Genomic DNA, 26,213 nt, shown 5'->3' with positions numbered 1-26,213 from the left:
CATGGCAAAAGACGAGATGGTACGAGATGGGCCAGCAGAATGGCTGCGCCCATTAGACAGGCAGCCGCTTGTGATACAAGTTGCGGAGAGCGTGCGGCTTGCGATCCTTGAAGGGCGATGGCGCAGAGGCGAGCGCCTGCCAAACGAGGCTGATCTGGCCGATGATCTCAAGGTTTCTCGTGCAACCTTGAGAGAGGCAATCGGCATGTTGGTTTTTGCCGGAATTGTCGTGCGTCGGCATGGATCAGGCACATTTGTTAGAGACGAGAAGCAGGAAGAAAGAGAGAGGGCGGTTAAACCGGCTTCCTTTTAACGGGAACTGCTCTAGGAGCGGAGGACGTCGACGACACTCGCAAGCTGCATGTCCTGCTCACCCGCCTCCATGGTGCGCCGGAGGACTTCGGACACGCTAGCGGCAGCACCGCGCGCAGCCTCGACCAGCGTGTTCCCTCGCGTAAGTTTGGCAGTCAGAAGGCCTGTGAAAAGGTCGCCGGTCCCGACCGGAACGATCGGCAGGCGCGGTGAGGTCAGTCGCGTGCAGGTTTCGTGGTCGAAGACAATATTTTCGAGCAAGCCGTCTGGCGTGTCCGCCAGATTGCAACCTGTCACGACCAGCCTTGCGCCGCGAAGCGCCTGCACCTGAGCAGCTGCCATTTCAAGCACAGGCCAGGACATCACTTCGCTGCGCGCAATAAGACCCAGCTCGAACTGGTTGGGGGTCAACAGATCGGCCAGCGGAACAAGTCTCTCGATGATACATTCCACCACCTGATCGGCGACGAAAATGCCCAGATTCATATCGCCCATCACCGGGTCGCAAATGTATTTGATGTCCGGATTGATCTTGCGCGCGCGTTCGACGAACGCGGCGACAACATCCCCGTTGGCCCGAGAGCCGAGATAGCCAGAAACGATATAGCGGCTTGTTTCAATCAGCCCGCGTTCTTCAACGCCGCGCAGGAGATCGCCGACGAGTTCGGATTCGAGAACACGCCCGCGCATGGTTTCGAAATGCGGATTGTTCGACAGCAAAGTCGTGGGGACTGCGGCGACATTCAACCCATGGGTCTGCATGGGCGGAACCGCAGCGCTGTTGCCGACATGTCCGTGCACGACCTGGCTCTGGATTGAAATGATGGAGGTGGTCATTTCCTTGATTTCTGTAGTCATTTCGCAGCTCCTTCGCTCATGCTCAGTTTGGCCCGTTCACGGCGCGGCAGGCGACCGTTGAGAACGATAAAGGCAACAAGTCCGATTATCAGCCCCCAGAAAGCGCCGCCGATACCGAAGAGACTGATGTTCGCGGCGGACGCCAGAAAGGTGATCAGCGCTGCCTCGCGATGCGTGGGGTCAGACATTGCACCAGCCAGACTACTGCCTATCGTGCCCAGCAGGGCCAGACCTGCGAGTGTTGTGATGAAGCTTGCCGGAAATGCCATGAAAACAGCGGCGAGCGTCACACCGAATATGCCGACGAGAATGTAGAACACGCCCGCTGCAATACCGGCAATCCAGCGCTTTGATGGGTTCTCGTGTGCTTCGGGTCCGGTCGCGATCGCCGCCGTGATTGCCGCAATGTTGAAGGCATGCGATCCGAAGGGCGCCATGATGAGCGAACCGAGACCTGTTGCGGTGACGATTGGATTGGCGCTGGTCTTGAAGCCGTCATTGCGTAGAACCAGCATCCCCGGCATGTACTGCCCCGTCAATGTGATGAGGAACAATGGCAGCGCGACGGACAGCAGGGCATTGAGAGAAAATTCGGGCATGGTGAAAACCGGAGCTGCAAATTCCAGCCGCAATCCAGACAGGTCGACCCGGTTTTGCAGAAGCAGAAAAGCCAGCCCGAGCAGGAGAATGCCGACCACAGCATAGCGAGCGGATAGCCGTTTCAAAATGACATAGGCAACAATCAGCAGTCCGACCAGCAACGGATCAATAGTGGCACCGCCGAAGGCTCCGATTCCGAATTGCAGAAGGATGCCAGCAAGCAGACCTGCCGCAATACCCGGTGGTATCAGACGGATGACTTTCTCGAAATAGCCCGACACACCGAGGATAATGAAGGCGAAAGCCGAAATCATGTAGACACCGATCGCCTCTGCATAGGATGTGGTGGCAAGCGCTGTGACAAGAAAGGCAGCGGCTGGGGTCGACCAGGCGGTAATGATCGGCTCACGATAGTGCCAGCTAAGGTAAAGGCCGGTCAGGCCGACGCCGATAGAGACTGACCAGACCCAGGAGGCCGTCAGTTCCGGGCTCAATCCCGCGACCTTTGCAGCCTGAAAAACAAGAATAAATGTGCCACCATAGTTGACGATGACGGAGATCAGCCCGGCCACAATGGGATGGGTAAGATCGCTCAAGCGGATTTTTGATGTTGATGCACGGGATGAAACCATCCTGGGAAACCTCCTGGGAATCGAGGCGCATGGCCGACAAGATGTCTTGACAATTAGTCGTTTAATGGCCTGATGATCCCATCCATTTTTCCATTTAGGACCAGACCATTTGTTCAAGCACTCCCAACTTGAATCTGTGAAGGCGTGGATTGCCCATCCCGCCCATGCGGCCATGCCGCTCCACGCCCGCATTCAACGATCGATCAGGCAATTGATCGTTGATGGGGCGCTTGGACCGGGAAAGGCGCTTCCGGCTTCGCGTGGTCTCGCCAAATCGCTGGGCGTGTCCCGAGACACGATTGAGGCGGCCTATGCGCAGCTGCATGCGGAGGGCTTCATCGACCGTCGGATAGGCAGCGGCAGCTTTGTGGCGCAGATAACGGAATTCACGCCCGGACACAGCGTTTCCCAGCGCGATGCGCTTTTGCGCAATCAGGCGCCCAATCTGAGCAAGCGCGGCGCGATCATGTTTCGCAGCGGTGGTGTGCGTGAGCTGCTGGCACCGCGGCCTTTCGCTCATGGTGTTCCCGAAACCCGGAACTTCCCGCTTCCGCTGTGGGAGCGTCTGGAGCGGCAGGTGTTGAAGGAAATCGGTACGCAGGCCTTGCTCCATGGCCATCCGCAGGGAACCGAGCCTTTGCGACGCGCCGTCGCCGAATACATGAACCTGGAACGCGGCGGCCGTGCGACGCCGGACAGGGTGCTGATCCTCACCAGCTCGCAACAGGCACTGACTTTATGTGCAAACATGCTGTTCGATCCCAGTGACCGGATCTTCATCGAGGATCCTGCCTATTACGGCGCACGCAAAGCGTTCGATGCCGCTGGACTTGAAGCCATCCCGGTCGGTGTGGATGACCAGGGCATTGTGATCGAGCGGATGGTAAGCGAAACGAGTAAAGCCAAGGCCGTGTTTCTCACGCCTTCGCACCAGTTTCCAACCGGTGCGACCCTGTCACTGGATCGTCGCCTGGCACTGATCGAATGGGCCGCCCGCCAGCAGGCATGGATTATCGAGGATGATTACGACAGCGAGTTTCACTACGCTGGCAAACCGACGGCCTGTGTGCAGGGCCTCGACCGGCATGACCGGACAATCTATATCGGCACTTTCACCAAATCACTCTTTCCGGGCCTGCGTATCGGCTACATGGTTTTGCCGCCGCAACTGGTCAAACCGATGACCGTTGCGCGCACCCTGCTCGACGGGCATTCCGCACCAATAGCGCAGTTGACGCTTGCCCGGTTCATGGAGGGCGGACATTTCGGCGTACATGTCCGGTCTATGCGCGGCATCTATGCCGAACGGCGTGATGTGCTGGCGGGACTGATCGAAAAACATCTGGCGGATTTCGTTGAGCCACAAGTACCTGCCGGAGGGTTGCAAATGTCTTGCGTGCTCACCGGCGACCTATCGGAACGCAATGCCGTAACGGCTGCCCAGCGTGTCGGCATTGAACTCCTCGGCTTGTCCGGGCTCTATGCTAAGGGTGGTGGAAAAGCCGGTTTTCTGATGGGATTTGCGGCCTATACGACAACGGAAATCGAAATCGCGGTCAAAAAACTGGCAAGGGCTTTTCAGGCGGCCGTGAAACCATAATTTTTTCAGCAAACGCCGCATTTGCCAGCCTTGTTAAACTCCAATAATCTCACAAGACTTAATAATATTATGATTATCAGTTGGGTCGATACTCTGTCTGAACAGCGGCTGATACCGGGATGTAATTTATGAACCTCCACAATAAAAGCATCCGGTCTGCCGCACTTCCGATCCTCATGTGGTTGCTGTTCAATATTCTGGCGATAGGTAGCCTTGTCCTCTATCAGCGTGCCGCGTTGTTGTCCGAACTTCAGGCCGCCAGCTTTACGTTGCACCGCGAGGCTTCACAACGTGCTGACCAGCACGATGCCCATTTGACGGCGCTTTCGACGATTGCTCAATCCAAGGCGCGAACGGCCGATCTCTCGCAGGACGATGTTTTCGTCGAAGTGGCGGCAACGATCACTCGTTTCTATCCGCGCATAGATGAAATTCAATTGGTGCCGATGGAGCCAACCGCCCCAGTGACCGGCACCAGAAAGCTGGAACCGGAACTGGTCGACGCCATACGGGCGGCGGCTCGCTCGTCCCACGGCGTTCCCGAACTGTTGGCACCGGCAGAACGGCCCGGACATTATCTGATCGTAAAACGCAGCCCGAATACGGATAATCCGCATGACGGCCTGGCTCTGGCGATCAATGCTGGCAGCCTGATTACCTCTGACGACGCATTCTGGAGCGGTAAGGGCGTTGCCCGACGCCTCGTCATGCCCGACGGAACCGTTCTGTTCAGTAGCCCGGCCTCGTTCGGCGAAGCGCGCTTCTCCAAGAAACTGGGCAGTGCTACACAGCCGCTTCTTTTCCAGACCGCTCTCGCAATGGGATGGACCGATCTGTTGCCACTCGACCAGTTGATTGCGATTCTCACCCTCACGAATTTACTGTTCTTCGGCGGATTGGTCATCGTTCGCCAGACACAGCGCACACGCCATGCGGAACGTCGGGCGGAACTGAGCAGCCTTGAGGCCCGGCTGGCTCACGCCTCGCGTGTCAACACGATGGGCGAAATGGCAAGCGGCATGGCGCATGAACTGACACAGCCTCTAACGGCAATTCTCGCTGGCGCGCAGGCAGGGCGCCGCTTGTTGGTCCGCAACAATACGGAGGCTCTCGCTGGAGCGCTGGACGATATGGTGGACCAAGCGCGCCGTGCATCGGCCATTCTGGATCGGCTGCGCAACTGGTCTCGCCCACAGCGTCGGCAGACGACACCCGCCGATCTACGCCTGTCGCTTCAAAATGTGCAGACCTTGCTGGCTTCCGAAGCTGCCCGGCAGAATGTCAAAGTTGAGCTTGTGATGCCGGAAACACCTTTGATGGCTGCGGTTGATCCGGTAGAAATGGAGCAAGTGATGTTCAACCTTCTGCGCAATGCGATTGAATCCTTTCATGACGATGATCAGGACCGGCGGGTAAATGCATCACTGAAAGCTGACAGATCGGTTGCCATTCTGGAAATTGCGGACAATGGTCCCGGCGTTGCGCCTGAACTCTTGCCGCGCCTCTTTACCCCCTTTACCACAAGCCGCCCGGAAGGAACCGGCCTCGGTCTGGCGCTCAGCCAGCGGCTGGTGGAGCGTTTTGGCGGCGAGATTTCCTATATTCCAGAGGAGCGCGGCGCGCTGTTTCGCGTTGTGCTTCCAATCGCTCAAGACACGGGAAATTAAGAGGATGGTTCAGCCGGTCTATCTCGTCGATGACGATGAAGCAGTACGAAAGTCGCTCAGCCTTCTCCTGTCGACCATAGACATCGAGGTCAGAAGTTTTGCCGATCCTTCGGCATTTCTGGCCCAGCTGCCACGGCTGAAGCCGGGATGTATGATTTTCGACATTCGCATGCCGGTCATGACGGGGCTGAAACTCCAGGAGCTGTTAGCCGGGCAGGAGATTGACTGGCCGGTGATCATCATCTCCGGCCATGGCGATATCGAAGCCTGCCGTCGCGCCTTTCGAAATGGTGCGGTGGATTACCTTTCCAAGCCCGTTGATGAGCAGGATCTGATCGATGCAATCCAGAAAGCGCAGCAATTGCTTGAACACAGGCTGGGGAGCAAGGCGCTGAGAGCCGAAACGCTGGCACTGCTCGATACGCTGACAATACGTGAACGCGAGGTTCTTGACCGTATCGCGCAAGGATTTACCACCCGGCAAATTGCCGATGGTCTTGAATTGTCGCCCCGCACGATAGACAGCCACCGTGCGGCCATCGGCGCGAAACTGGGTACAACCTCACAAGCGGAAATGACCCGTTTGTGGCTGGAGGGGCAGCCAAATCCGTAGAACTACCGATAAGATCGTAAATGCTACGGATTTCGCTGGACGCTGGCGGCGACTAAATGTTCCTCATCACAAACGAGGAACGACCATGATCCGTAAACTTGCAATAATCGCCCTGTCGATGGCTCCGGCTACCGGTTTCGCTCAAACGCTTCCCACCACGCCCTATCTGCCGCTTGATCTCGCAACCAAGGCTGCACAGGCTGCGCTGGATGCCTGCGTTGCCAAGGGCAACAATGTGAGCGTCGCAGTCGTGGCCCGCGACGGATCGACCAAGGTTTTGCTCAAGGCCGACCTTTCCGGCCCGCATACTGGCAATAGCGCTGAAGGAAAGGCATTCACGTCAGCAGCTCTCGGTCGCGATTCCGGTGAACTGGCGGAGTTTATTGCATCGAAGCCAGCCAATAATGGCATGCGGGACATGGATTCTCGCTTCGTCATTCAGGCAGGCGGACTGCCGATCAAGATCGGCGACGCGCTGGTCGGTGGCATTGGTGTTGGCGGTGCGCCATCGGGTGCAACCGATGCGGAATGCGCACTTGCCGGTCTGCAGGCCATCGCAGCGAAGTAATAAATCAGGTCGGGGCTGGACGTTGTCCGGCCCCGGCTTTTTAAGATTATTCATCAATATTGTTGAACGATATCTTCTATGTTAGAGCTTGTCCGTCAAGGAATACGCAGTCGCGTATCGTGACGATCCAAATGCAAGAGAATGGCAGAGCGCTTCATGAAGATAAATTCAATCACGTCGCGACCTAACGATGCGGCCGCTCGCATGGCTGTCAAACCGGTGATCTGCTATCCGGTCGATACGCTGCCACGGCCTGATCTTGATGCCTATCGCGCCCTTCGTGACAAGCTTGTTCTTGTCGAGCGGATTGTCGTGCAACCAAGGGAAGCGGAGTGTTGGACCATTCCGGCAGGGCATTTCTGTCGTATCGTTTGCAGCGAGGGGCCCCAAGTGGGCGACCTCAATCTGTTTAATGCGGACGATCTCAACGAGAAATTTTATAGCGGCAAGACGCGCGCACTGAACGGAACCCATGTGGGAATGGGGGATCAGCTTTTCTCCAGCTTTCCTTATCTACGGCCGATGGCGACCATCACCCATGATAGTCTCGACTGGTATGGTTTCGACGAGTTTGGCGGTGCAGTCCATGATGTGATCGGCACGCGCTGCGATCCGTACACGAACAATCTTCTAACTGATGGGGCGCAGTATCACCACTGCTGCCATTCCAACCTCACGCGTGCCTTTGCGAAACAGACGGGCAAGCCGCTGCATGAGGCTGAAACCTACATTCACGATGTGCTCAACGTGTTCATGTGCACCGGTTTCACCCGCGATACGGGGCAATATTTCATGAAGGCAAGCCCCGTACGGCCAGGCGATTATCTGGAGTTTTTCGCGGAGATCAACCTGCTCGGCTGCCTCTCGGCCTGTCCGGGAGGGGACTGCTCGGCGGAACATTCGTCCGATACTGCAGCTTGCCATCCGATGGTGGTGGAGCTTTACAAGCCGGAGCGTCTGCCGGGAGGCTGGGCGCCCGCTACTCTTAATGGATATGATCGCACCACGGTCTTTGAGCGGGGCCGCAAACCAGTAAAAACGCCGCGATCAATCACGGCGTTTTTTTCGACTGCCGAAAAATCAATGCTTCATACCAAGCCTCGTTGAGTTTCTCTCATCGAGACTTGGTTAAGCCCGTGCCGCAATCAAGCATTTTCAGGGGTGTGATGCGTTAGCATCTTAACGCCCGGCTATCAGTCGGCAGAAGCGTAACTGCCGTCTTCGCGATGCACTTCATTGCCTGCCAGCGGCGGCGTGAAAACGCAGACCAGCACGAGGTCGCCCTTGGTGGCGCGCAAGATATGCGGGTCATTTTCATTGAGAGCGTAGATGGTACCGGGGCGGATCGGAAACACCTCGCCGGTCAGCTTGTGTTCGACTTCGCCTTCACCTGAAATGCAATAATTGGTTTCGAAGTGGTTTTTATAATGTAGGTGCAGTTCCGCGCCGTCCTTGACACGGGTTTCATGCACCGAATGACCCATGCCGTCGTCACGTACGATCATGCGGCGGCTCTCCCAGCCGGGCCCGGAAGCGTCACGTGCGGTGCCGGCGATTTCGTCGGATGTTACGACAATCATACTATTCTCCTCATGTCAGTGTCAGAAAAGCTGTTAAAGTTTGGCGGCCAGCGGCTCGAGTAACTCTGCGATGGCCAACAGTGCTTCGTCCTCGCCGCGACGTCCGGTCAACATGAGACCGACAGGGTGCTTGCCGATTGGCAGCGAGATGCTGGGCAGGTCCAGACGATTGGCGAATTCGGTCAGCGAGAATGCGCGCCGGTTGAGCGCCAGATAGGTGTCCTCATCCACAAGTGCTGCCAGCACGGGAGGCAGCATGGGAACGGTCGGCAGAATGAAACCGTCAAACCCCTTGATGTCCGCATCGAACTGTTCACGGCAGGCTGCAAGAGCACTCACAGCGTTCACATAGAGATAGGCGGGGTTTTCCCGACCTTTCTGAATGCGCGTTCCGACCAGAGGGTCGTAGCTGGCGAAATCGACGGCGAGCCGGTCGCGATGGAGCGCATAGGCTTCAGCGCCGATCATCCCCCCATCGACGGCGATCTTCGCGCTCTCGGTCAGGCTGGGAAGTTCTATATCCCGAATGACAATCCCTGAGGCTTCCAGCGCGGACCGGCACGTACCGAACAGCTTCCCGATGATTTCATCAAAGGCGGTTTCCGAAGGCAATCGGGGAACTGCCAGCCTTATCGGCTTTGAGGTCGATGGCTTCCTTGTTGCGGTGCCGGTTGCAACATCGTCGATCAGGCGGCAATGGGCGACCGAGGAGGCGATGATGCCCGGCACGTCGAAGCTCGTCGACAGCCAGTGCATTCCATCGGTTTCGTAGCGTCCGCGACTTGGTTTGAAGCCCACTACACCGCAGAAGGCGGCCGGGATACGCGCCGACCCGCTCGTGTCGGAGCAGACGGCGAAATCGCTGTATCCCCGCGCGACGGCCACGGCCGCGCCGGAACTTGAGCCGCCCGCGATCGCCTCTCCTGCAGGGTCCAGCGGCGTGCGCGGCGTGCCAAAATGCGTATTCACCCCCAGCGCGCCATAAGCAAATTCAGTCATGTTGGTCTGGGCGAGCAAGGTCGCGCCGCCCAAACGAAGCCTGTGCACCAGAGCGGCACTTGTAATTGCGGGAGCAGCGTCCTGAAGCGCTTTCGAACCGCAGCTCGTCACCCAGCCTTCTGTATCGAAACAGGCCTTGACGGTCATGGTCAGACCAGCGAGTGGCGGGAGTTCCTCATTACTTTCGCTGAGTGATTGCCAGCATCCAAGCTCCGTGCGAGCCGTCTCGAACCGCTGGTTGAGAAAAATCTCTCGAGCATTCCAGTCGCGTACCGCATAGTCGGCCAGCGCCAGATCAAGCTTTTCGATCCGGTTGCACGATATTGCGAGTTCTGATCCGGACTTATCTTGCGGGGCGTATTTCATAAGTTGTGTCCATTGGCGCAATCGGCTTCGATCAGTTTCGGATCAGCGTTGTCAGCATTTTTTCCGAATCCGTCAGATAGTTTTCAAGCTGATCGGCTGCTGCTTCGCAGTCTCCCGCCGCAATGAGGCGATAGATTTCGGCTTCCCTTTTCAACCACGGCTCATGGAAAGCCTGTTCGTTGCCAGTGACGAAAACCAGACGCAGCTGGGTGACGAGCAGAGAGAACATCTGATCGAAGATAGGGCTGCCGTGCAGGGATACGATTTCCTGATGGAAGCGAAGGCTCTGGCGGGCCACAGCCGTCCAGTCCGACCGGGCGGTCGCCTCGCTTTCGTTGCGGATAACCTCATCCAGCCTTTCCAGCCAGTCGGCTGGAATTGAGGTGCGCCCTCGGAGCGCACCCAGCTCGACCACGCGGCGCACCACGAAGATGTCGCGAATATCCGTTTCCGTCAGTCTTTTGACGCGGACACTCTTGTTCGGCTCCTGCGAAACCAGTCCTTGCTGGCGCAAAAGCTGCATGGCTTCGCGCAAGGTGTTGCGCGACACGTCATAGACATTGATCAGTTCGGCTTCGATCAGGCTCGTGCCGCTGAGCAGGCGGCCTTTGAGAATGTCATCGCGTATGGCATTTGCTACACGGATGAATGCGGGATCGCGAAGGGCGGAAGGCTGGTTCATGGATCAGACCGTCATATTTTTCAGAAAAGGTTTCAGCTGCGGATAGATACCCGATTTGAGTTTATCCGGCGTATCGTCGCAGACGACCTTTCCTGCGTCCATAAAGAGAATCCTGTCGGATACCTCGAAAGCGAAGTTCATTTCATGTGTGACAATCACCATCGTCACACCTTCGCTTGCAAGTGAGCGAATAACGCCCAGCACCTCCTCAACTGTTTCCGGGTCAAGCGCCGAAGTCGGCTCATCGAAAAGAATGATACTTGGTGACATCATCAGGGCGCGAGCGATCGCGACACGCTGTTGCTGTCCGCCGGAGAGCTGATGCGGATATTTTCCTGCATGGGCGGCCATGCCCACCTTGTTCAGATAATGGAAGGCCAGCCGCTCAAGATCGTGCCGCGCACCGACTTTGTGGTACAAAGGGGCGAGCAACATGTTTTCAAGCACTGTCTTGTGATTGAAAAGATTAAAGCTCTGGAACACCATGCCGACATCCCGGATCAGCGAGACGTCTTCCTTGAAGGTATGCTTGCCAGATGCCGTCACTTCTGCCGAGATGAAGGGCGATCCATGCAGTTTTATTTCACCGGCATCAAGGCGCTCCAGTCCGTTGAGCAGGCGAATGAAGGTCGTCTTGCCTGATCCCGAGCGACCGATGATAGAGATCACCTCGCCGGATTTCACTGTCAGGCTGACGCCCTTCAACACCTCATGCGAGCCATAGGCCTTGTGAAGCTCGGTTGCTTTCAAGGCTATTGTACTGCTCTGCTGGGTTTTGGCTTGCACGCGGTCAGCAGGAAGCTCGTGACCGGACAGTTTGGCAGAAACCTCCTGTGGCGACAATGTGCGCGCCTTCTTGCCGCGCCGTATCACATCCGAGCGTCGTTCCAGCATTGAAAGACCGCGATCGAACAGTGTGACGATCAGGACGTAAAAGAAGGCGACGACAGTGAGCGTTTCGAGTACCAGGAAATTCTGCGTATAGAGCCGCTGCCCGACGAGCAGGATTTCGGCAAGCGAGATGACCGAGACCAGAGAAGTAAGCTTGACGATGGTGACAAGCTCGTTCGACATGGCGGGTAGTGACACCCGGATTGCCTGCGGTATGACGATCAGGCGCTGGATACCGAAAAAGCTCAGCCCCAGTGCGCGTCCAGCCTCAAGCTGGCCCTTGTGAATGGCGAGCAGGCCACCGCGATGGATTTCAGCCATATAGGCGGTTTCGCTGATGACAAGCGCGATCAGACCAGCAGCGAAAGCATTTGAAAGGAGAGAACGAAGGACTGGGAAAACCTGCGGCAGACTGTAGATGAAAATCAGCAGTACCAGAAGCGGAAGGCTGCGGAAGAACCAGATATAGGCCCGCGCCGGGCCGTTGATCACCGCCCAGGACGACTGCTTTGCCAGCGCCAGCCCGAACCCCGCGATCGCCGCCAGAAGCCAGCTTAGCAGGCTGAGCTTGATAACAATCCAGCTCGCCTCCCAGAAGTCCCGATCCGCGAGCAGACCGAGCGCATAATGCCAATCATAGTTCAAGCGTGCCTCCCGTTTCGGCCATGCTGAGGGTAATGGGGGCAAACCGCCCCGATACCGGTGTGGAGCGCGTTTCGATCTGATTGAACCAGACCGACGCTCCAACTATTTGTTTTGTAAATCACTTCTGGTCCGAAGCCGTTTCGCACTTTCCGGAATGTGCTCTATTGAGCCGTGGAAACAACCGCTTTGATCTCGTCGTCGGTGACGGGTTCCATGCCGTAGGCTTTGATGAGCGCGTCATAGGAACCGTCCTTTCGCATCTGCGCGAAAGCATCGTTCACAGCAGTGAAAAGCTCTTTGTTTTGGGGCGTAGTGGCGACCCCCACCATGATCGGATAGATGAGTGCGCTGGATGTGACGGCATAATCGTCAGGAACTCCGCAACGCTTGCGTGACCTGCGCATCGGTGTCGAATTCGCGAGTCTCGATGGTGCCAAGATTGTTCTTTGCGCAATAGTCTTCCGACAGCGCCTTCAGCTTTGGAAGCCAGGTGGCGCCTTGCATCGAGCCGATGACCTTGCCACACAATTCCTTCTCATTCGACGGACGGTATTTCGCATCCTTCAGTACGAGCAGAGACGAACCAGCCTTGATGTAAGGGATGAAATTAAGGATTTTCTGCCGTTCCGGCGTCACATAAAGCGCCGATGCAATGACGTCGAAGTGGTTGGCGCGCGCACCTGTGATGAGGCTGGTGAATCGCGTGTCCTTGAATTCTGCAGCAAGCCCGAGCTGCTTTGCGATCCCTTGCATCAGCTCGACGTCGAATCCCGCCGGCTTGCCGTCCTTCATGTAGACGAAGGGCGGATAGGTCAGGTCGGACCCGACGGACAGCGTGTTTTCCTTGACGGTCTGCGGCGCAGCCGCTGCCGCGTGCGGCGCAAGGGCGGTGGCTGCAAGCACGCCGGCCAGCACGGCTGATTTCAGCTTGGCTGCGTGTTTTGCAATTATCCGAATAGACATGCTTTCCCCTTTTTGTTCAATAATATTGTTCAACAATTATAGAACAGAAAAGGCGGTGTCAACTCAAAGACGTTTTCGCGACAACGATCTCGAACCGCTAGGCGGATAGGCGAACTCATCGTTACCTTTAATTTCGGATGCCGGCTCCAGACCTTTTGAAGGTCTGAACAATACGGCGTCACCTGCAGAATCCGGCTGATGCCGCCAGATCGTATCGTCATTCCTTCAATTCGTTAGGCGTTCGGGCTGGGCGCGGGGTCAAATAAATAAGCGTAATATACAATACAAATCTAATATACGAATGGATAAAATAAGTATAATTAAAATATGATATAATAAATACACTATTTTAAGATGTTGACTGGAAGTATATTGAAATGAAATAACGATTATATTTGAATGGCAGTGGTCGTGATTCCGCCTTTTATTTTGATGGCGTCGTGCATTTTCACTGCAGTTTTGATTGGAATTATGTTTTAGCGCATTGCGATGCGCTTTTGCCAAGGGGCCTTACGGCATGATCGATTGCTGCTTTGCTGAAAAATTCCGCGACGAGAACAACCGCACTCTCGTATCCCATGAGCTAGAGGGCGCGCCGTTGCCGCATGGAATTGGGCGGGGGCCTTGGGATGCAGCCGCTCTGAGCCAAACGGGCAAGGCGAGTGGCAGGAGCCTCTTGGCGCACGTGGCACTGGTATTGGCGCTGTCCGTTTCCGGTCTCGCGCACCTTTAATACCTACCAGAAGAATCTGTGCCATCGCTTTTGAAAAGCTAGGTGTGGTCGAACTTTTTTAGATAGTTCTGACAACATCGTGGATTCTCCAACTATCATTATGATAGAATATTTATAATTACGCGTCGCTAAGCAATATCGGAACAATTGCGGCGTTCTCCGAGTTTGTCTCACGCAGCAAATCTATGTCTTCGACGAAACATAGGGGAGAGTGAGATGGGTGAGTTGTTGTTTTGGATTGTTCTGGTTGGACTGCCAGTGCTTCTCGTGGGCGGCTTCGCATTTGCGCGCTATCTGCAGCGTATTGGTCGTGCCAGCCCAGGCGAAGATGGCGCTTAGCGGAAGCAGGGCTAGATCGATGGCACCCCGTGCAAACTGGAAAGGACAGCTGAAAATTGATCAGCTGTTGTGCCCAGTCGCGTTGTTTACGGCAGCATCGACTTCTGATCGTGTGTCATTCCATCTAATTAATCGCAAGACCGGAAATCGCCTCAACCGGGAATTCGTGGACAGTGATACAGGCAAACCAGTACCGCGCGAAAACCAGCTCAAGGGTTATGAAGTATCGTCCGGCACCTATTTGAGTTTTGACGAAGAGGAAGTTGCTTCGGCCATTCCCGAAAGCGATAAAACACTGAATGTCACGCGTTTTATCAAATGCGACGAGATCGATGATGTCTATCTCGACCGGCCATATTATCTCGCCCCTGTTGGAGACAGCGATAGTTTCGTACTCGTTCGTGAGGGCATGAAAGCCGAAAACGTGGCCGCAATCGCAGAGGCTGTTCTTTTCCGACGTACGCGACAAGTTCTGATCCGTGCCGACGATGATGGTTTGATAGCCACGACGCTTAATTTCGAATATGAGGTACGAGCGACAGCGGAGGCATTTGCCGACTTGGGCACTTTCAAGTTCGATCAAGAAATGCTCGACCTGGCGCAGCATATTATCGACACCAAGATGGGCAGTTTCGACCCCGTAGGCTTCGATGACCGTTACGATGCAGCACTGGCAGATTTGATAAAGGCCAAGATTGAGGGGAGACCGCTCAAGAAGCCGGTTGCGCCGAAGACTGCCGAGGTTATCGATCTCAAGGAGGCTCTTCGCAAGAGTGCAAGCCTGGGTCGGGCGGGGCAGGCGCCGACCAAAGCAACAAAAGGCAAAGCCAAGTCCGGGGCAACGTCTAGGACAAAGTCTAGAAAAAAGGCCGGTTGATCATGGGACAGGCGCTTGAAACCTATCGCAGGAAACGCGATTTTACGCGGACTAAGGAACCACGCGGTAAGTCCTCACGAATGAAAGGTGATCTCTTCGTCGTGCAGAAACACGATGCCAGAAGATTGCATTATGATTTTCGCCTTGAGATGGATGGCGTGTTGAAAAGCTGGGCCGTGACGCGCGGTCCAAGCCTTGTTTCCGGTGAAAAGCGACTTGCTGTGCATGTCGAGGACCATCCTCTTGAATATGGGGGCTTCGAAGGCACGATCCCGAAAGGTGAATATGGGGGAGGTACAGTTATCGTCTGGGATACAGGGCGCTGGAAACCCATTGGCGACCCACATAAGCAATACAAAAAAGGACATCTTGAATTTGAGCTCTACGGGGAAAAGCTCAAAGGTCGCTGGCATTTGGTCCGGATGCACGGAAAGCCAGACGAGAAGCGAGAGAATTGGCTCCTCATCAAGGGTGAGGATGAATTCGCCAGAAATCCAGATGAACCTGACATTCTCGAAGAGATGCCGAAATCAGTAAAAACCGGTCGCGTCATCGCCGATGTCGAACACGAAGCGCCAGGCTGGTCGTCGAAAACTGGTCCGATCGACAAGAAGTCGACCGCTCAAGAGAAGGGTGGGGGCGCAAATATCAAAAATGCGAAGAAGCGACCGATGCCGAATTTCGTCAAACCTGAGCTCGCTACGCTCGTGTCATCTGCTCCAGATGGAAACCGCTGGCTTCACGAGATTAAGTTCGACGGTTATCGCATCCAGGCTCATATTGCGGGGGGCAAGGTCGCCCTTTATTCGCGTGGGGGACTGGATTGGACTGAAAAATTTGGCCAGCAGATCGCCAGCGATCTTGTTGGTACGGGTGTGAACGAAGCCATATTTGACGGGGAAATCGTTGTCGAAAACCAGTCGGGACTGTCCGACTTTTCAGCTTTGCAAGAGGATTTAAGCGAAGGGCGTTCGGATCGGTTCGTCTATTATCTCTTCGATCTTCTGCATGTTGATGGCGAAGATCTCCGCCAGACTCCTCTGATTGAGCGCAAAACGTTGCTTGAAAAATTAATTTCCGGATCATCGTCAACGCTTCGCTTCAGCGAGGCTTTTGATGCCGATGGGGCTGCGGTACTGAAGAATGCCTGCGGACTTGGCCTTGAGGGCATTGTGTCGAAGCTCAGAGAGGCCGCTTATAGAAGCGGTCGCAGCAACGATTGGCGTAAGTCGAAATGCATTGGACGACAGGAATTCGTCATTGCAGGCTATGTTCCCTCGACGGCAACGCGAGCGGCAATCGGTTCGCTTCTTTTAGGTGTACAGGATAAAAAGGGGCTGGTTCCCGTGGGCCGGGTGGGAACGGGCTTTTCGGTTAGGATGGCAAAAGAACTTTACAAACAGCTGCAAGCCATGCGGCTGGAAGAAAGCCCATTCGCTGTGCAACTGACGGCAGATGAAAGGCGCGGTGCCAATTTCGTCACACCGCAGCTGGTAGCGGAAATCGAATTTCGTGCCTGGACTGCCGATAAGCGATTGCGTCACGCGTCCTTCAGGGGGGTGCGAAACGATAAGGCTGCCAAGGACGTCATATGGGAGAAGCAAACCATGTCACCTCGTATTTCCAGTAACGGCCCCGAGGAGATCGACGTGAAGCTCACACATCCCGACCGGGTTTACTGGCCGGGCGAGGGTGTCACAAAACAGGGTCTCGCAGATTATTATTCCGCTATCTGGTCTCGCATCGAACCTTTCATCGTCAACCGCCCACTCGCATTGTTACGCTGCCCAACCGGAATTGACGGAGAACACTTCTTTCAAAAGCACGCGTGGAAGGGGTTGAATGAACATATTATCGAGGTTCAGGACCCAAAGAACAAGGAAGAAGAGCCTTATATCAGCATTCGGGACTTCAACGGGCTGATCGGTTTGGTGCAAGCCGCGACGCTGGAAATTCACCCATGGGGTTCGACTCTCAAAAATTGGGAGCTACCGGATACATTGACGATGGATCTCGATCCGGGTGAGGGGGTTCCCTGGCCGCGCGTGATCGAAGCCGCAACCGAGATCAAGGAACGTCTAGAAAAACTCGGATTGACGACGTTTGTTAAAACGTCCGGCGGCAAGGGACTGCATGTGGTCGCGCCATTGAAGCCGAAGGTCGACTGGGACGCCCTCAAGAGCTTTACAAAAGCTATTGCCGACCAGATGGCTGCAGACAGCCCTGATCGCTATGTTTCGACGATTTCCAAGGCCAAGCGTAAAGGAAAAATTCTCATCGATTATCTGCGCAATCAGCGCGGCATGACTGCTGTAGCACCCTATTCGCCGCGGGCACGTCCCGGTGCTGCAGTTTCCATGCCGCTTGGGTGGGAGGAAGTGACGTCAGCAATAGGCCCGGCCCATTTTACTATTCTCAACACACCGACCCGGCTGGTCGCATTGAATAGCGATCCCTGGCAGGATTTTCGCAGCGCGGAAACGCCGCTGCCTAAGCTGAAGAAATAGGCAGAGCTCTTCGCATCAGCTTTTTTTGTTTTCACCGGCGAGGCTTTTTCGTAGAGCATCCATGATGTTGATAACATTGCTTTCGGTTTCTGGTGCAGTCTTGCGCGGCTTCGACCCCGTTGCCGTTTTCTTTTTCTTCTTTGCAGCAATCATCGACTGAAGGTTCTTCTGCATTGGGTCCTGAAGGAAATCGGGATTCCAATCTTCCGTCTTGCCCTTGATGAGCTTGCGGACCATGGAAAGAAGCTTCGTATCGGGTTTGCCTTCCTTAGTGTCTGAAAAATAGTCGGTCGCTTTCCGCACTTCATCGCCGAAGCGCAGCGTCCACAGGACGATCCCGTGTCCGCGTGGCTCAAGCAGCACTGCTCTTTCGCGTCGGTACATGACAAGGCGGGCCAGACCGAAGACTGCGCTTTTTTCCATTGCCTCCCGAATGACGGAAAAGGCTTCCTGGCCTACTTTGTCGGATGGCGCGAGATAATGCGGTTTGTCGTACCAGATCCAGCCAATGCGGTCGCGCGGTACAAATTTGTCGATGTTTATAGTTCTGGTGCTCTCGAGTGCCACAGCCTCCAGCTCATCCTCTTCAAGAATGACATAGCTGCCGTCGCCTTTCTCAAACCCCTTGACCTCGTCGTCATCCCGCACGGGCTTGTGCGTAACCGAATCTACGTACCGGCTGATCACCCGGTTGCCGGTCTCCGCATTCAAGGTGTGAAAACGCACCTTCTCGCTGTCGCTGGTCGCAGGCGTCAGCTCCACCGCACAGGTGACAAGCGAAAGTTTGAGATAGCCTTTCCAGAAACTGTGGGGCACGACCTGATCCTCCGGGAAGAACAGGATAACCTGTTTGACGCCCGATAGTTCCCGATCAGATTTGTTCAGCCTGGGAACCAGTCGCGGTTTTTAGTGGTTATGCGGCAAGGAAAATACGACTGGGGTTACCCATTGCTTAAAAAGTCTTCCGCTGTCCCACAGCTCAAAAACGCTGCTACTCAGGACGGGCTGCTTCACGTCAGCGACACCGCGCCGGGAATTAGACGGCTGCGTTGTGGGAGTGGTTTTCGTTATGTCCGTTTTGATAAAAAGGCGATTTCCCCTGCTGATCGAAACAGGATTGCTAAGCTTGCCATTCCACCTGCATGGAGCGATGTCTGGATATGTTGCGATCAGCGCGGACACATACAGGCGACCGGTCGCGATGCGCGCGGAAGAAAGCAATATCGTTACCATTCCGCGTGGATGGCGATGCAGGAGGAAACCAAATTCTCAAGTCTGCTAGACTTCGCCCGTGCACTCAGCCGACTGCGTAAAGCACTTGATGCCGATATGCAGCGACGCTCGCTCTGCCGTGAAAAGGTCATAGCGACCGTCATCTGGCTGATGGATCGGCTATTGCTGCGGGTTGGAAATCCAGATTATGCGCGGGACAACAAGAGCTTTGGGGTTACTACCCTTCGCAATCGGCATCTGCGGGATGACGGTAAGGAATTGCGGCTCGTCTTTACCGGCAAATCAGGCAAAATGTGGAGTCTCAAGCTTTCCGACAAACGGGTTGCGCGTATCGTGCGCTCCATACAGGAACTGCCTGGGCAGCAGTTATTTCAATATATTGACGAGGCGGGTGATCGCTGTCCTGTTTCTTCCCAGGATATAAATGACTATCTGCGGGTGACCATGCGAACCGATTTCACGTCGAAGCATTTCCGGACATGGGCTGCAACGGCAACTGCCCTTGAGTTGCTACGCTGCCTCGATTTGCCTGACAGTGACAGGGTGCAAAAGGAGAGGCTTAATAGCGAAATCGATAAGGTTGCGCACCTGCTCGGCAATACCAGAGCGATATGTCGGAAGTCTTATATACATCCTGCCATCCCCGAATACTGGCTGGCCGGAAAACTTGGCTCGCAGATCGATGCCGCTGGAGCTATCCGGCTAGTTGCGCCTGAGCTTAGCGATGCCGAGCGTCGCACTTTGAAATGGCTGCTTTTCATCGAGGCGGAAAAGAGCTGACCAACGGATGACGATGGCTGTTGACGGTTCACGATTTCGCGGCACGATGCGGTTATTGATTGGCAGGCGCAGAACGCCATTAGTCATCATGATGGCTCGATCAATATGTTTTAGGTTAGTGGAAAGACTTAATTAACCGCTTTTAACAGCAGGTGGCGAAATGTCGGCTCTCGATCTGGTTGTGACATTAATACTACAGACATATTTCATTCATGAGTTATCCTTTAAATAACGAAATAACCTTAGGCTATTAGATCACGGAGAAATGCCATGAAAATTAAGTCTCTTCTTTTGGCGTCAACTGTTGCTCTTATTGCTACAACCGGTGCGAAAGCTGCTGACGCTATCGTTGAGGAGCCTGCGCCAGTAATCGTTGCTGAACCTGTTTTTAGCTGGACTGGCGCTTATATTGGTGGGCAGATTGGCTACGGGTGGGGAAAATCGGAATTCGAAGATGCTTTCCGTGTGAAACCGGACGGTTTTCTCGGTGGTCTTTATGCCGGTTATAACTTTGATGTCGGCAATAACTTCATTCTCGGTATCGACGGCGATATCACCTATAATAATCTAAAGGACAACTACAGCGCTACTGACGGAGATATTGCTGGTGACCTTGAGAGCAAGTTGCGGTGGTCGGGTGCTGTTCGCGCACGGGCTGGTGTCGCATTTGATCGCTTCATGCCCTATATCGCGGGCGGTGTTGCCTTCGGTAGCGTGAAAAACACGCTTTCAGCAACGGACGGTGTGGATGAAATCAGCGTATCGCAAAGCAAAACCTATACTGGCTGGACGGCTGGTGCGGGTGTTGACTACGCTGCTACTGACAACCTCATTCTGCGCCTTGAATATCGCTACACTGATTACGGTAAGAAGGACTTTGATTTTGGCACGGATGTAAGTGTCGAAGACAAGTTCAAAACACATGACGTTCGTTTGGGCGTAGCTTACAAGTTTTGACAAGCGTAATCTCGGAAATATAGAAAGGCGGCCCGTGGGGCCGCCTTTTTGTTGCAGAGGCTCTTACGAATAATATTCGCCTGGCATTTACGGCTTGAACCCAATATGTTTTTCCTTGGTCGCCTTTGAATCTTCCGCATACCGGTATGGAAAAATTTATGGATAGTGCAGTGCTTTTCTTGCATGCGCGTGGACAGTCGGCCGATGAAATCCGGATGTTGGATTGGAACAGCAATCCAATCGGAAAGCCAGAAAAGTGGCCCACTTCTCTGATAACTGCGGTTCAGATGATGCTGGCTTCGCATTTCCCAAAGGCTATTATCTGGGGACCGGAATTCACCACGATTTATAACGACGCCTTCCGACAGATTCTCGGTGAGAAAGAGAACTGCATGGGAGCATCATTCCGCGATATTTGGGCCGAGGCTTGGGATGAAATTCAACCGATGGTCCAGAAGGCCTATGCGGGTGAGGCCATTTTTATAGAAGACTTTCCCTTGGTGATTGATCGGCACGGATATCCTGAGCAATGTTATTTTACTTTCTGCTACAGCCCGATTTACGATGAAAGAGGGCGAGTGGCTGGCATGATGGATACCGTCATCGAGACCACGACAAAGGTTGAGGCGGAAAAGCATGCTCGCATACTGAATGCCGAACTCGCTCATCGGATCAAGAATACCTTTAGCGTCGTAGCAGCGATTGCTGGCCAGACCTTCAATAACAATGCTGATGAAGAGGTGATCAACACCTTTACCAGGCGCCTGTTTGCACTCGGAAATGCACACGATGTGCTGCGATTGGGCAAAAGTTCTGAAGGTTCCCTTCGTCAGATTGTGAGCGGAATAACAAACGCGCTGGCGGTGGCGGATCGCGTGCAGATAAGCGGACCGGACGTTCTGATCGGCCCTAAAGGAGCTTCAACGCTTTCGCTTCTAATCCACGAACTGACCACCAATGCGATCAAATATGGCGCTCTTTCAAACAGTGAGGGGCGTGTGCTGTTGGAAGTGGCTGTCTCAAAAAGGCAAGACGATGCGGTCTTCTCGTTGCATTGGGCTGAGTTTGGCGGGCCACCTGTTATCGCGCCAACTAAGACCGGATTTGGCTCCAAGCTGATAAGAATGGGGTTGTTGGGCGCCGGCGAGGTTGACGCTGACTACCGAACAGAAGGGTTTGCTGTGAAATTCTCTGCCCCTCTTCGCCAATTGCAGGGTGAGGGTCGTCTTTTTGACTCTACTTAGTTGGATCAGGAATGCTTCATTCCAGTCCCTTTTCGTCATGATCCCCCTTATGAGCAGCAGACAGATGGGTATTTGACGTGTTTGGGCCGCCTTGAGATCGGTTCTGAAAGGTCATGCTCGGCCAAAGAGTTACGCCAGGATTCCTGACATCGAAGCGGCCTGTTCGAAAGCAAGTCTCGCGTCTTCGGTACTTCCAATGTCGTGCGTGCATAAAAGGCAAGCCTTGATAGCGACGCCGAGACTACATAATTCGAACCTATTCCATTGAGACAGTAGTATATTCTCGGCATCTGCTACGGTTCTCACCGTCTGCGTAATGCCGTCCGCAATTTCAATGACGACAGCGTCATCCCAGTGCACCTGTTCCATGTCGAAATCCTTTATACAGTGAACCCTTCACCAATTCGAAAGTTCCGTGGCTCAACAAGTTTATCGCCAGGAGTCGATCAGCTCACCCGTGCAGACGAGTTCCAATTGCTCACTAAATCGTTGGTGACAAAGAGAGATAATTGCATCGTGGGTTTGATTGGAAACGCTGCATACTGCGTCGTGGACAATGATCACCCGATATCCGCGATCTACCGCGCCCAATAGTGTTGCGAGAACACAAAGATCGGTCTCCGCTCCGCTGACGATCACAGTATGAACGCGCCGTTTGTGCAGATATCGCTGGAGGAAGCCTTCGGTCCAGGGGGAGTAAACAGTCTTATCAAGTACAACAGCAGGTGGCGAAAAATCTCCTAACGGGTCGACGAGGTCGATGAATGACGGATCAATACGATTGAGAGTAAAGGTTTCCCACTTGCGGTAGTAACCTCTCCATGCTCCTAGGGCAGCGTCGGGTGACCTTGGAGGTATAAAGCGGGTAAAGATCGTTTCTTCACTGCGCTGGGAGCAGATATCCACGATATTGGGCAAGATCGCGTCAATCCATGGCACGTGCCAAGGCGAAGCAGGTCCGAAAAGATTCTGCATGTCTATGCATAGATGCATGCAGCCGTCCCGCAAATCTCCACGCAGAAGCCCGGTTTCCAGAGGCATGTTATCCTTCAAGTCTTTCTACGACGATCTGCCCACAGGCTCCCTCAAGGAGACGCAACATCCGCGCCCTTGCTTCGTTCACCGCGTCGGCTGTTGACAAGTGAACATGCTGCGGGTTTTGGAAGTAGACAGAAACGGCAGTTCCTGCATCGTCAAAAAACTGAACCGTATAGGCTTCATCGTCTTCCATCGAAACGACTTGGGTTTCCATAGTCATTTGCCAAACTCCTGCCAAATATGCCGAACCAGCCAGCATTGCTTTCGTTCCAGATTGAAATTCTCGGGGTTTCAGCGACGAGGCGAAGCCGAATACGGCTGGTTCCAACGCTCATCGCGTTCCGCTTCAAAAACCGTACGCTATCGTACAGACAGTCCTTGAGGAGGAACTAACTGGCTGGCTGGGCCTTACCTTACCTGGGGAAGGAGGAGACAAATGCCCTCGATATCCGAGTTCGAAGAAGAGTTGCTGGCACTTGGACCTGCGCTTCACCAGTTCGCCAGAACGATGTGCCATCAGCGTTCCGACGTGGAGGACCTTGTTCAGGAAACGCTATTAAAAGCTCTACGCCATCGCGATAAGTTCGTCCCCTATGGATCGCTCAAATCCTGGCTGTTCACCATCATGAAGAACACATTCTGCACCAAGATCAAGAGATCCCGCCGCGAAGATGCAATTGAGGAGTGGGAGGGGCCAAAAATCAGCCCATCGCAGGACTGGGCTATGGAATTGCAGGATGTCGGGCGGGCTTACAGTAAACTGTCGCCGGCACATAAGAGCGTTCTCGATCTGGTGATATTTAGCGGGCTGAGTTACGAAAAGGCAGCGATGGCGACAGGCTGTACGGTCGGAACGATCAAGAGCAGGCTTAATAGAGCCAGAGCGCAACTCGAGAGCAGCTTGTATACGGCTGAAAAGAGTCTTCGGAAACGATAGCTTAAACGAATTTCTGCAAGTGATTAGAGTTGGCCGCGAAATCCTGATGTCGGGGGGCAAATCGTGGGGGAGTAAGTCTTACTGCCAGCTCTGAAATGTAATCAAGGTCGCGCAAGCCGCTTTCATATAGTCGTATGATGCATCCTGCAAGCTCAGAGGCTGAATAAGGACGGTCGCTTTCTTCGAGAATTATCGCAGACCGAGAAAAGCAACTACGCATGAAATTAACTTCATCTGAGGAGTAAATCCTGCTGGCTTCATTAAATAACGGCATAACAGTCTCCATCAAGAAACGAAGCTTCAACGATACGCCGTTTACTGCACATAGATAGTCTTAAAACTTCTTCTTTCGCTTTGGTACGATAGCGTACGGAATGGAGACGGTAACCGGTGGGTTTTGGGAACCAACCTTTGTTCCGCGTGTTCCTCTTCATGATGTTGGAATGAGGTTCGCCATATGCCGTTTCCGCCACAAAATACCATGGCCAACAAACTCTTGGCATTGCTTCCGTCGTCGGATTATGAGGCCATCATCCGCGACACGATCTATGTGGAACTTCCGCGTGGGACGATACTTGCAGAAACGGGAAAACCGATCGCGAAGGTTTATTTTCTCACGACAGGTATCGGTTCGGTTATTGTGACGACCGCCGAAGGAAAACGTGCAGAAGCGGGAATTTTCGGCTTCGATGGGTATATTCCAACCTCTGCAATCGCTGGCGTCGAAAACAGTTCTTATGATGTCCTGGTTCAGGTTGCTGCGCAAGGTTATGAAATGCCTTATAAGAAGTTTCGGTGGTGGATGGACGAAAACCGCAGTTTTTCCAGGATCATGATCCGCTCCATCGAAGCGTTTTCCGTTCAGCTTGCCTATACCGCCGTCTCGAATGCCATTCATGAAGTCACGCAACGATTGGCCCGATGGCTCCTGATGTGTGATGATCGAATATTAGGCAATGAAATAGCAATCACTCACGAGTTTCTGTCGATAATGCTTGCCATTCGTCGTCCAAGTGTCACGACTTCTCTTCATGTTCTTGAAGGATTGGGCTTGATCAAGTCCAAACGAGGAGTTGTCTTTATTCGGAATCGTCACGGGCTGGAAAGCTATGCTCGAGACGCCTATGGCTGGCCGGAAAAGGAATACTTGCGGCTGATGCAGGGATTTCGACCTGTCGGTGACGCCTAGTTTTGAGGGCCGAAAAGCTGGCTATATTCTTCTTCGGGTTTTCCATAGGCTTCGCCGGCGAAATCTTCGAGCCCTCTCCGGTCACGTATTGTGATGCGGCCTCGCTCTGATCGCACCAGTTTTTTGCCTTCCAGTAGGTGAAGTCCTGTCGTAATGCTGGGGCGTCTTACACCGAGCATGAGAGCTATGAAGTCGTGGGTCAGGATAATTTCATCCCCGTCAACACGATCGTGCGACATCAAGAGCCAGCGCGCCAGCCGTTCGTGAATATGCAAGTTTACGTTCGCCCAGACAGTATAAGAAACCTGTGAGGCGAACGTCTGAATGTAGCGAGCCAATAAACTGGCAAACACGCTGTTGCGATTGATTTCCGCTTGTGCAGCACTGACGGCTATCCGATAACCATATCCGCTGACTTGCATGATCACTTCATGAATGCTGGTTGTAGCCCCAACCGCTCCTGAGGTTGGTGAAAACCCTTCGCGTCCGACCATGCCAGCCTCTGCCAGCTGACCTCTGGTCGTTACGGCGATGACCGAACTGATCCCGCCGCAAAGAAAGTAGAGATAGTCGATCGGTTGATTGGCCCTGACAATAACCTGACCGCGCTCAAGCGTGACAGGTTCCAGGGACGAATAAATACTATTGAGAATATCTGGAGGCAGACGCTTCAACAGGCGGTTGTTCAGTTTAGATTCGTCGTACATCTGTGCTACTGCGGGCAAAGTATCAGCTATTCGCCGTCGTGCCCCCCCCCACTCTCTTTGACGGTTGGGATTCTATAACACTCTGATCCGGCAAATGATTTTTGGTACGGTAGCAGACAAATCTGGAAATGTGCTGCGATCGAATTTTCCTTTGACGGCAAGCTGAAACTTTTTGTCCCGCTATTGGTTGCATCTTCACAACCCGAAAACAGGAGGCCCAGATAATGCAATTCAAACTGCTGGGAGAGGGAGCGGGGCAGCGGATCTTCGTCGTCATTCTCGTTCCGGAAGAAGCGGTGGTCGCGACACTTACCCGGTTTGTGCGGGAACAGGATCTAACGGCAGCCTCGGTGACCGCGATTGGAGCTTTCCGACGCGCTACGCTTGGATTTTTCGACCTTGAGCAACAAGACTATCACCGGATCGAACTTGACGAGCAATGCGAGGTACTCAGCTTGCTGGGTGATTGCGCTCTGGACGAAGAGGGCAGTCCAAGCCTTCATTTGCATGTGGTTTTGGGAATGCGCAATGGTGAGGCGAAAGGCGGGCACCTGATTGAAGCCTTGGTGCAACCGACGCTCGAAGTAATTATCAAGGAAAATACCAGCACTATGGTGAGGACCTATCGACCGGAATTCGGCATAGCGCTGATTGATCCACTAAAATAACAATGCAGGGGAGCGATGGCCGCAAAGC

General features: G+C 54.1%; 28 protein-coding genes and 1 pseudogene. 16 read left to right on the top strand and 13 right to left on the bottom strand.

The window, feature by feature from the left end; translation table 11 throughout:
* The first annotated feature begins 1 nt into the window (after position 1).
* Complete coding sequence (locus tag MKS82_RS24480) at positions 2 to 313, top strand: GntR family transcriptional regulator (protein WP_109988270.1); 312 nt, start codon at positions 2 to 4, stop codon at positions 311 to 313.
* Between the two features lie 11 nt (positions 314 to 324).
* Here MKS82_RS24480 and pdxY read toward each other — a convergent pair whose 3' ends face one another.
* Together pdxY and MKS82_RS24470 are read right to left on the bottom strand one after the other, a co-directional pair.
* Entirely contained in the window at positions 325 to 1,170 is an 846-nt protein-coding gene (gene pdxY, locus MKS82_RS24475) for a pyridoxal kinase (RefSeq protein ID WP_181394299.1), read from the bottom strand.
* Positions 1,167 to 2,402: a benzoate/H(+) symporter BenE family transporter gene (locus MKS82_RS24470; RefSeq protein ID WP_240579440.1), complete on the bottom strand. Its 1,236-nt coding sequence runs from the start codon at positions 2,400 to 2,402 to the stop codon at positions 1,167 to 1,169. The genes pdxY and MKS82_RS24470 overlap by 4 nt, the downstream gene beginning before the upstream one ends.
* A gap of 109 nt (positions 2,403 to 2,511) precedes the next feature.
* Between MKS82_RS24470 and pdxR the strand changes: the two genes are divergently transcribed.
* The 5 genes from pdxR to MKS82_RS24445 all read left to right on the top strand — a co-directional run bounded on the left by pdxR (position 2,512) and on the right by MKS82_RS24445 (position 7,957).
* The gene (gene pdxR, locus MKS82_RS24465) at positions 2,512 to 4,002 is read left to right on the top strand and encodes a MocR-like pyridoxine biosynthesis transcription factor PdxR (protein ID WP_109988272.1); all 1,491 of its coding nucleotides are present in this window, start codon (positions 2,512 to 2,514) and stop codon (positions 4,000 to 4,002) included.
* A 128-nt stretch (positions 4,003 to 4,130) separates the two neighbouring features.
* Positions 4,131 to 5,669 (top strand): sensor histidine kinase, encoded by a 1,539-nt coding sequence (locus tag MKS82_RS24460; RefSeq protein ID WP_109988273.1) that lies wholly within the window; start codon positions 4,131 to 4,133, stop codon positions 5,667 to 5,669.
* A gap of 4 nt (positions 5,670 to 5,673) precedes the next feature.
* Positions 5,674 to 6,282, top strand: coding sequence for a response regulator transcription factor (locus MKS82_RS24455; protein WP_109988274.1), 609 nt, complete (start codon positions 5,674 to 5,676; stop codon positions 6,280 to 6,282).
* A gap of 85 nt (positions 6,283 to 6,367) precedes the next feature.
* Complete coding sequence (locus tag MKS82_RS24450; RefSeq protein ID WP_109988275.1) at positions 6,368 to 6,850, top strand: GlcG/HbpS family heme-binding protein; 483 nt, start codon at positions 6,368 to 6,370, stop codon at positions 6,848 to 6,850.
* A gap of 156 nt (positions 6,851 to 7,006) precedes the next feature.
* Positions 7,007 to 7,957: an urea carboxylase-associated family protein gene (locus tag MKS82_RS24445; protein ID WP_240579439.1), complete on the top strand. Its 951-nt coding sequence runs from the start codon at positions 7,007 to 7,009 to the stop codon at positions 7,955 to 7,957.
* A gap of 86 nt (positions 7,958 to 8,043) precedes the next feature.
* On the opposite strand, the gene MKS82_RS24440 is transcribed toward MKS82_RS24445, so the two are convergent.
* From MKS82_RS24440 to MKS82_RS24415, 6 genes are all read right to left on the bottom strand, one after another.
* Entirely contained in the window at positions 8,044 to 8,430 is a 387-nt protein-coding gene (locus tag MKS82_RS24440) for an ectoine synthase (protein WP_109988276.1), read from the bottom strand.
* A 33-nt stretch (positions 8,431 to 8,463) separates the two neighbouring features.
* Complete coding sequence (locus MKS82_RS24435) at positions 8,464 to 9,795, bottom strand: amidase (protein ID WP_109988277.1); 1,332 nt, start codon at positions 9,793 to 9,795, stop codon at positions 8,464 to 8,466.
* A 31-nt stretch (positions 9,796 to 9,826) separates the two neighbouring features.
* Positions 9,827 to 10,477 (bottom strand): GntR family transcriptional regulator, encoded by a 651-nt coding sequence (locus MKS82_RS24430; RefSeq protein ID WP_109988278.1) that lies wholly within the window; start codon positions 10,475 to 10,477, stop codon positions 9,827 to 9,829.
* Positions 10,478 to 10,480: 3 nt separating this feature from the next.
* Complete coding sequence (locus MKS82_RS24425; RefSeq protein ID WP_109988279.1) at positions 10,481 to 12,013, bottom strand: amino acid ABC transporter permease/ATP-binding protein; 1,533 nt, start codon at positions 12,011 to 12,013, stop codon at positions 10,481 to 10,483.
* Positions 12,014 to 12,174: 161 nt separating this feature from the next.
* A complete protein-coding gene (locus MKS82_RS24420; protein ID WP_240579438.1) occupies positions 12,175 to 12,417 on the bottom strand; it encodes a transporter substrate-binding domain-containing protein in 243 nt (80 codons plus the stop codon).
* On the bottom strand, positions 12,383 to 12,976 hold the full coding sequence (locus MKS82_RS24415) for an ABC transporter substrate-binding protein (RefSeq protein WP_240579437.1): 594 nt from the start codon (positions 12,974 to 12,976) through the stop codon (positions 12,383 to 12,385). Before MKS82_RS24415 ends, MKS82_RS24420 begins: the two co-directional genes overlap by 35 nt.
* A gap of 949 nt (positions 12,977 to 13,925) precedes the next feature.
* Between MKS82_RS24415 and MKS82_RS29580 the strand changes: the two genes are divergently transcribed.
* The 3 genes from MKS82_RS29580 to ligD are packed head-to-tail and all read left to right on the top strand — an operon-like array spanning position 13,926 to position 17,432.
* The gene (locus MKS82_RS29580) at positions 13,926 to 14,048 is read left to right on the top strand and encodes a hypothetical protein (protein ID WP_276313432.1); all 123 of its coding nucleotides are present in this window, start codon (positions 13,926 to 13,928) and stop codon (positions 14,046 to 14,048) included.
* Positions 14,049 to 14,067: 19 nt separating this feature from the next.
* On the top strand, positions 14,068 to 14,925 hold the full coding sequence (gene ku / locus MKS82_RS24410) for a non-homologous end joining protein Ku (RefSeq protein WP_109988281.1): 858 nt from the start codon (positions 14,068 to 14,070) through the stop codon (positions 14,923 to 14,925).
* A 2-nt stretch (positions 14,926 to 14,927) separates the two neighbouring features.
* Entirely contained in the window at positions 14,928 to 17,432 is a 2,505-nt protein-coding gene (ligD, locus tag MKS82_RS24405; RefSeq protein WP_109988282.1) for a DNA ligase D, read from the top strand.
* 15 nt (positions 17,433 to 17,447) lie between these two features.
* On the opposite strand, the gene ku (MKS82_RS24400) is transcribed toward ligD, so the two are convergent.
* The gene (gene ku, locus MKS82_RS24400; RefSeq protein WP_109988283.1) at positions 17,448 to 18,248 is read right to left on the bottom strand and encodes a non-homologous end joining protein Ku; all 801 of its coding nucleotides are present in this window, start codon (positions 18,246 to 18,248) and stop codon (positions 17,448 to 17,450) included.
* Positions 18,249 to 18,347: 99 nt separating this feature from the next.
* Between ku (MKS82_RS24400) and MKS82_RS29700 the strand changes: the two are divergent.
* From MKS82_RS29700 to MKS82_RS24385, 4 genes and pseudogenes are all read left to right on the top strand, one after another.
* Positions 18,348 to 18,623: pseudogene (locus MKS82_RS29700) on the top strand (DNA topoisomerase IB); the annotation flags it as partial.
* A gap of 57 nt (positions 18,624 to 18,680) precedes the next feature.
* Positions 18,681 to 19,445 carry a DNA topoisomerase IB gene (locus tag MKS82_RS24395; protein ID WP_240579436.1) on the top strand — a complete coding sequence of 255 codons (765 nt, stop codon included), beginning with the start codon at positions 18,681 to 18,683 and terminating at the stop codon, positions 19,443 to 19,445.
* A gap of 270 nt (positions 19,446 to 19,715) precedes the next feature.
* Entirely contained in the window at positions 19,716 to 20,402 is a 687-nt protein-coding gene (locus MKS82_RS24390; protein ID WP_109988285.1) for an outer membrane protein, read from the top strand.
* Between the two features lie 158 nt (positions 20,403 to 20,560).
* Positions 20,561 to 21,646 (top strand): HWE histidine kinase domain-containing protein, encoded by a 1,086-nt coding sequence (locus tag MKS82_RS24385; RefSeq protein WP_235913453.1) that lies wholly within the window; start codon positions 20,561 to 20,563, stop codon positions 21,644 to 21,646.
* Positions 21,647 to 21,775: 129 nt separating this feature from the next.
* On the opposite strand, the gene MKS82_RS24380 is transcribed toward MKS82_RS24385, so the two are convergent.
* From MKS82_RS24380 to MKS82_RS24370, 3 genes are read right to left on the bottom strand one after another with little or no spacing between them, the layout of a single operon-like run.
* Entirely contained in the window at positions 21,776 to 22,015 is a 240-nt protein-coding gene (locus MKS82_RS24380) for a DUF982 domain-containing protein (protein WP_109988287.1), read from the bottom strand.
* A 60-nt stretch (positions 22,016 to 22,075) separates the two neighbouring features.
* Positions 22,076 to 22,687 (bottom strand): cysteine hydrolase family protein, encoded by a 612-nt coding sequence (locus MKS82_RS24375; RefSeq protein ID WP_240579435.1) that lies wholly within the window; start codon positions 22,685 to 22,687, stop codon positions 22,076 to 22,078.
* Position 22,688: 1 nt separating this feature from the next.
* Entirely contained in the window at positions 22,689 to 22,904 is a 216-nt protein-coding gene (locus tag MKS82_RS24370; protein WP_176038450.1) for a hypothetical protein, read from the bottom strand.
* 216 nt (positions 22,905 to 23,120) lie between these two features.
* Here MKS82_RS24370 and MKS82_RS24365 point away from each other — a divergent pair, with 216 nt between their 5' ends.
* The gene (locus MKS82_RS24365) at positions 23,121 to 23,621 is read left to right on the top strand and encodes an RNA polymerase sigma factor (protein ID WP_109988290.1); all 501 of its coding nucleotides are present in this window, start codon (positions 23,121 to 23,123) and stop codon (positions 23,619 to 23,621) included.
* Positions 23,622 to 24,078: 457 nt separating this feature from the next.
* Positions 24,079 to 24,810 (top strand): Crp/Fnr family transcriptional regulator, encoded by a 732-nt coding sequence (locus MKS82_RS24360; RefSeq protein WP_094515391.1) that lies wholly within the window; start codon positions 24,079 to 24,081, stop codon positions 24,808 to 24,810.
* Here MKS82_RS24360 and MKS82_RS24355 read toward each other — a convergent pair.
* Positions 24,807 to 25,517, bottom strand: a complete 711-nt coding sequence (locus tag MKS82_RS24355) for a Crp/Fnr family transcriptional regulator (protein WP_109988292.1) — start codon at positions 25,515 to 25,517, stop codon at positions 24,807 to 24,809. The two genes, MKS82_RS24360 and MKS82_RS24355, sit on opposite strands and share 4 nt — an antisense overlap.
* Before the next feature lie 224 nt (positions 25,518 to 25,741).
* On the opposite strand from MKS82_RS24355, the gene MKS82_RS24350 reads away from it, so the two are divergent.
* Positions 25,742 to 26,185: a PPC domain-containing DNA-binding protein gene (locus tag MKS82_RS24350; RefSeq protein ID WP_240579434.1), complete on the top strand. Its 444-nt coding sequence runs from the start codon at positions 25,742 to 25,744 to the stop codon at positions 26,183 to 26,185.
* Positions 26,186 to 26,213 lie beyond the last annotated feature (28 nt).

It is taken from the genome of Ochrobactrum sp. A-1 (genome assembly GCF_022488005.1).
Lineage (GTDB): Bacteria > Pseudomonadota > Alphaproteobacteria > Rhizobiales > Rhizobiaceae > Brucella.
The sequence above is the reverse complement of the archived record's forward strand: the minus strand, read 5'-3'. Positions and strand labels throughout refer to the sequence as shown.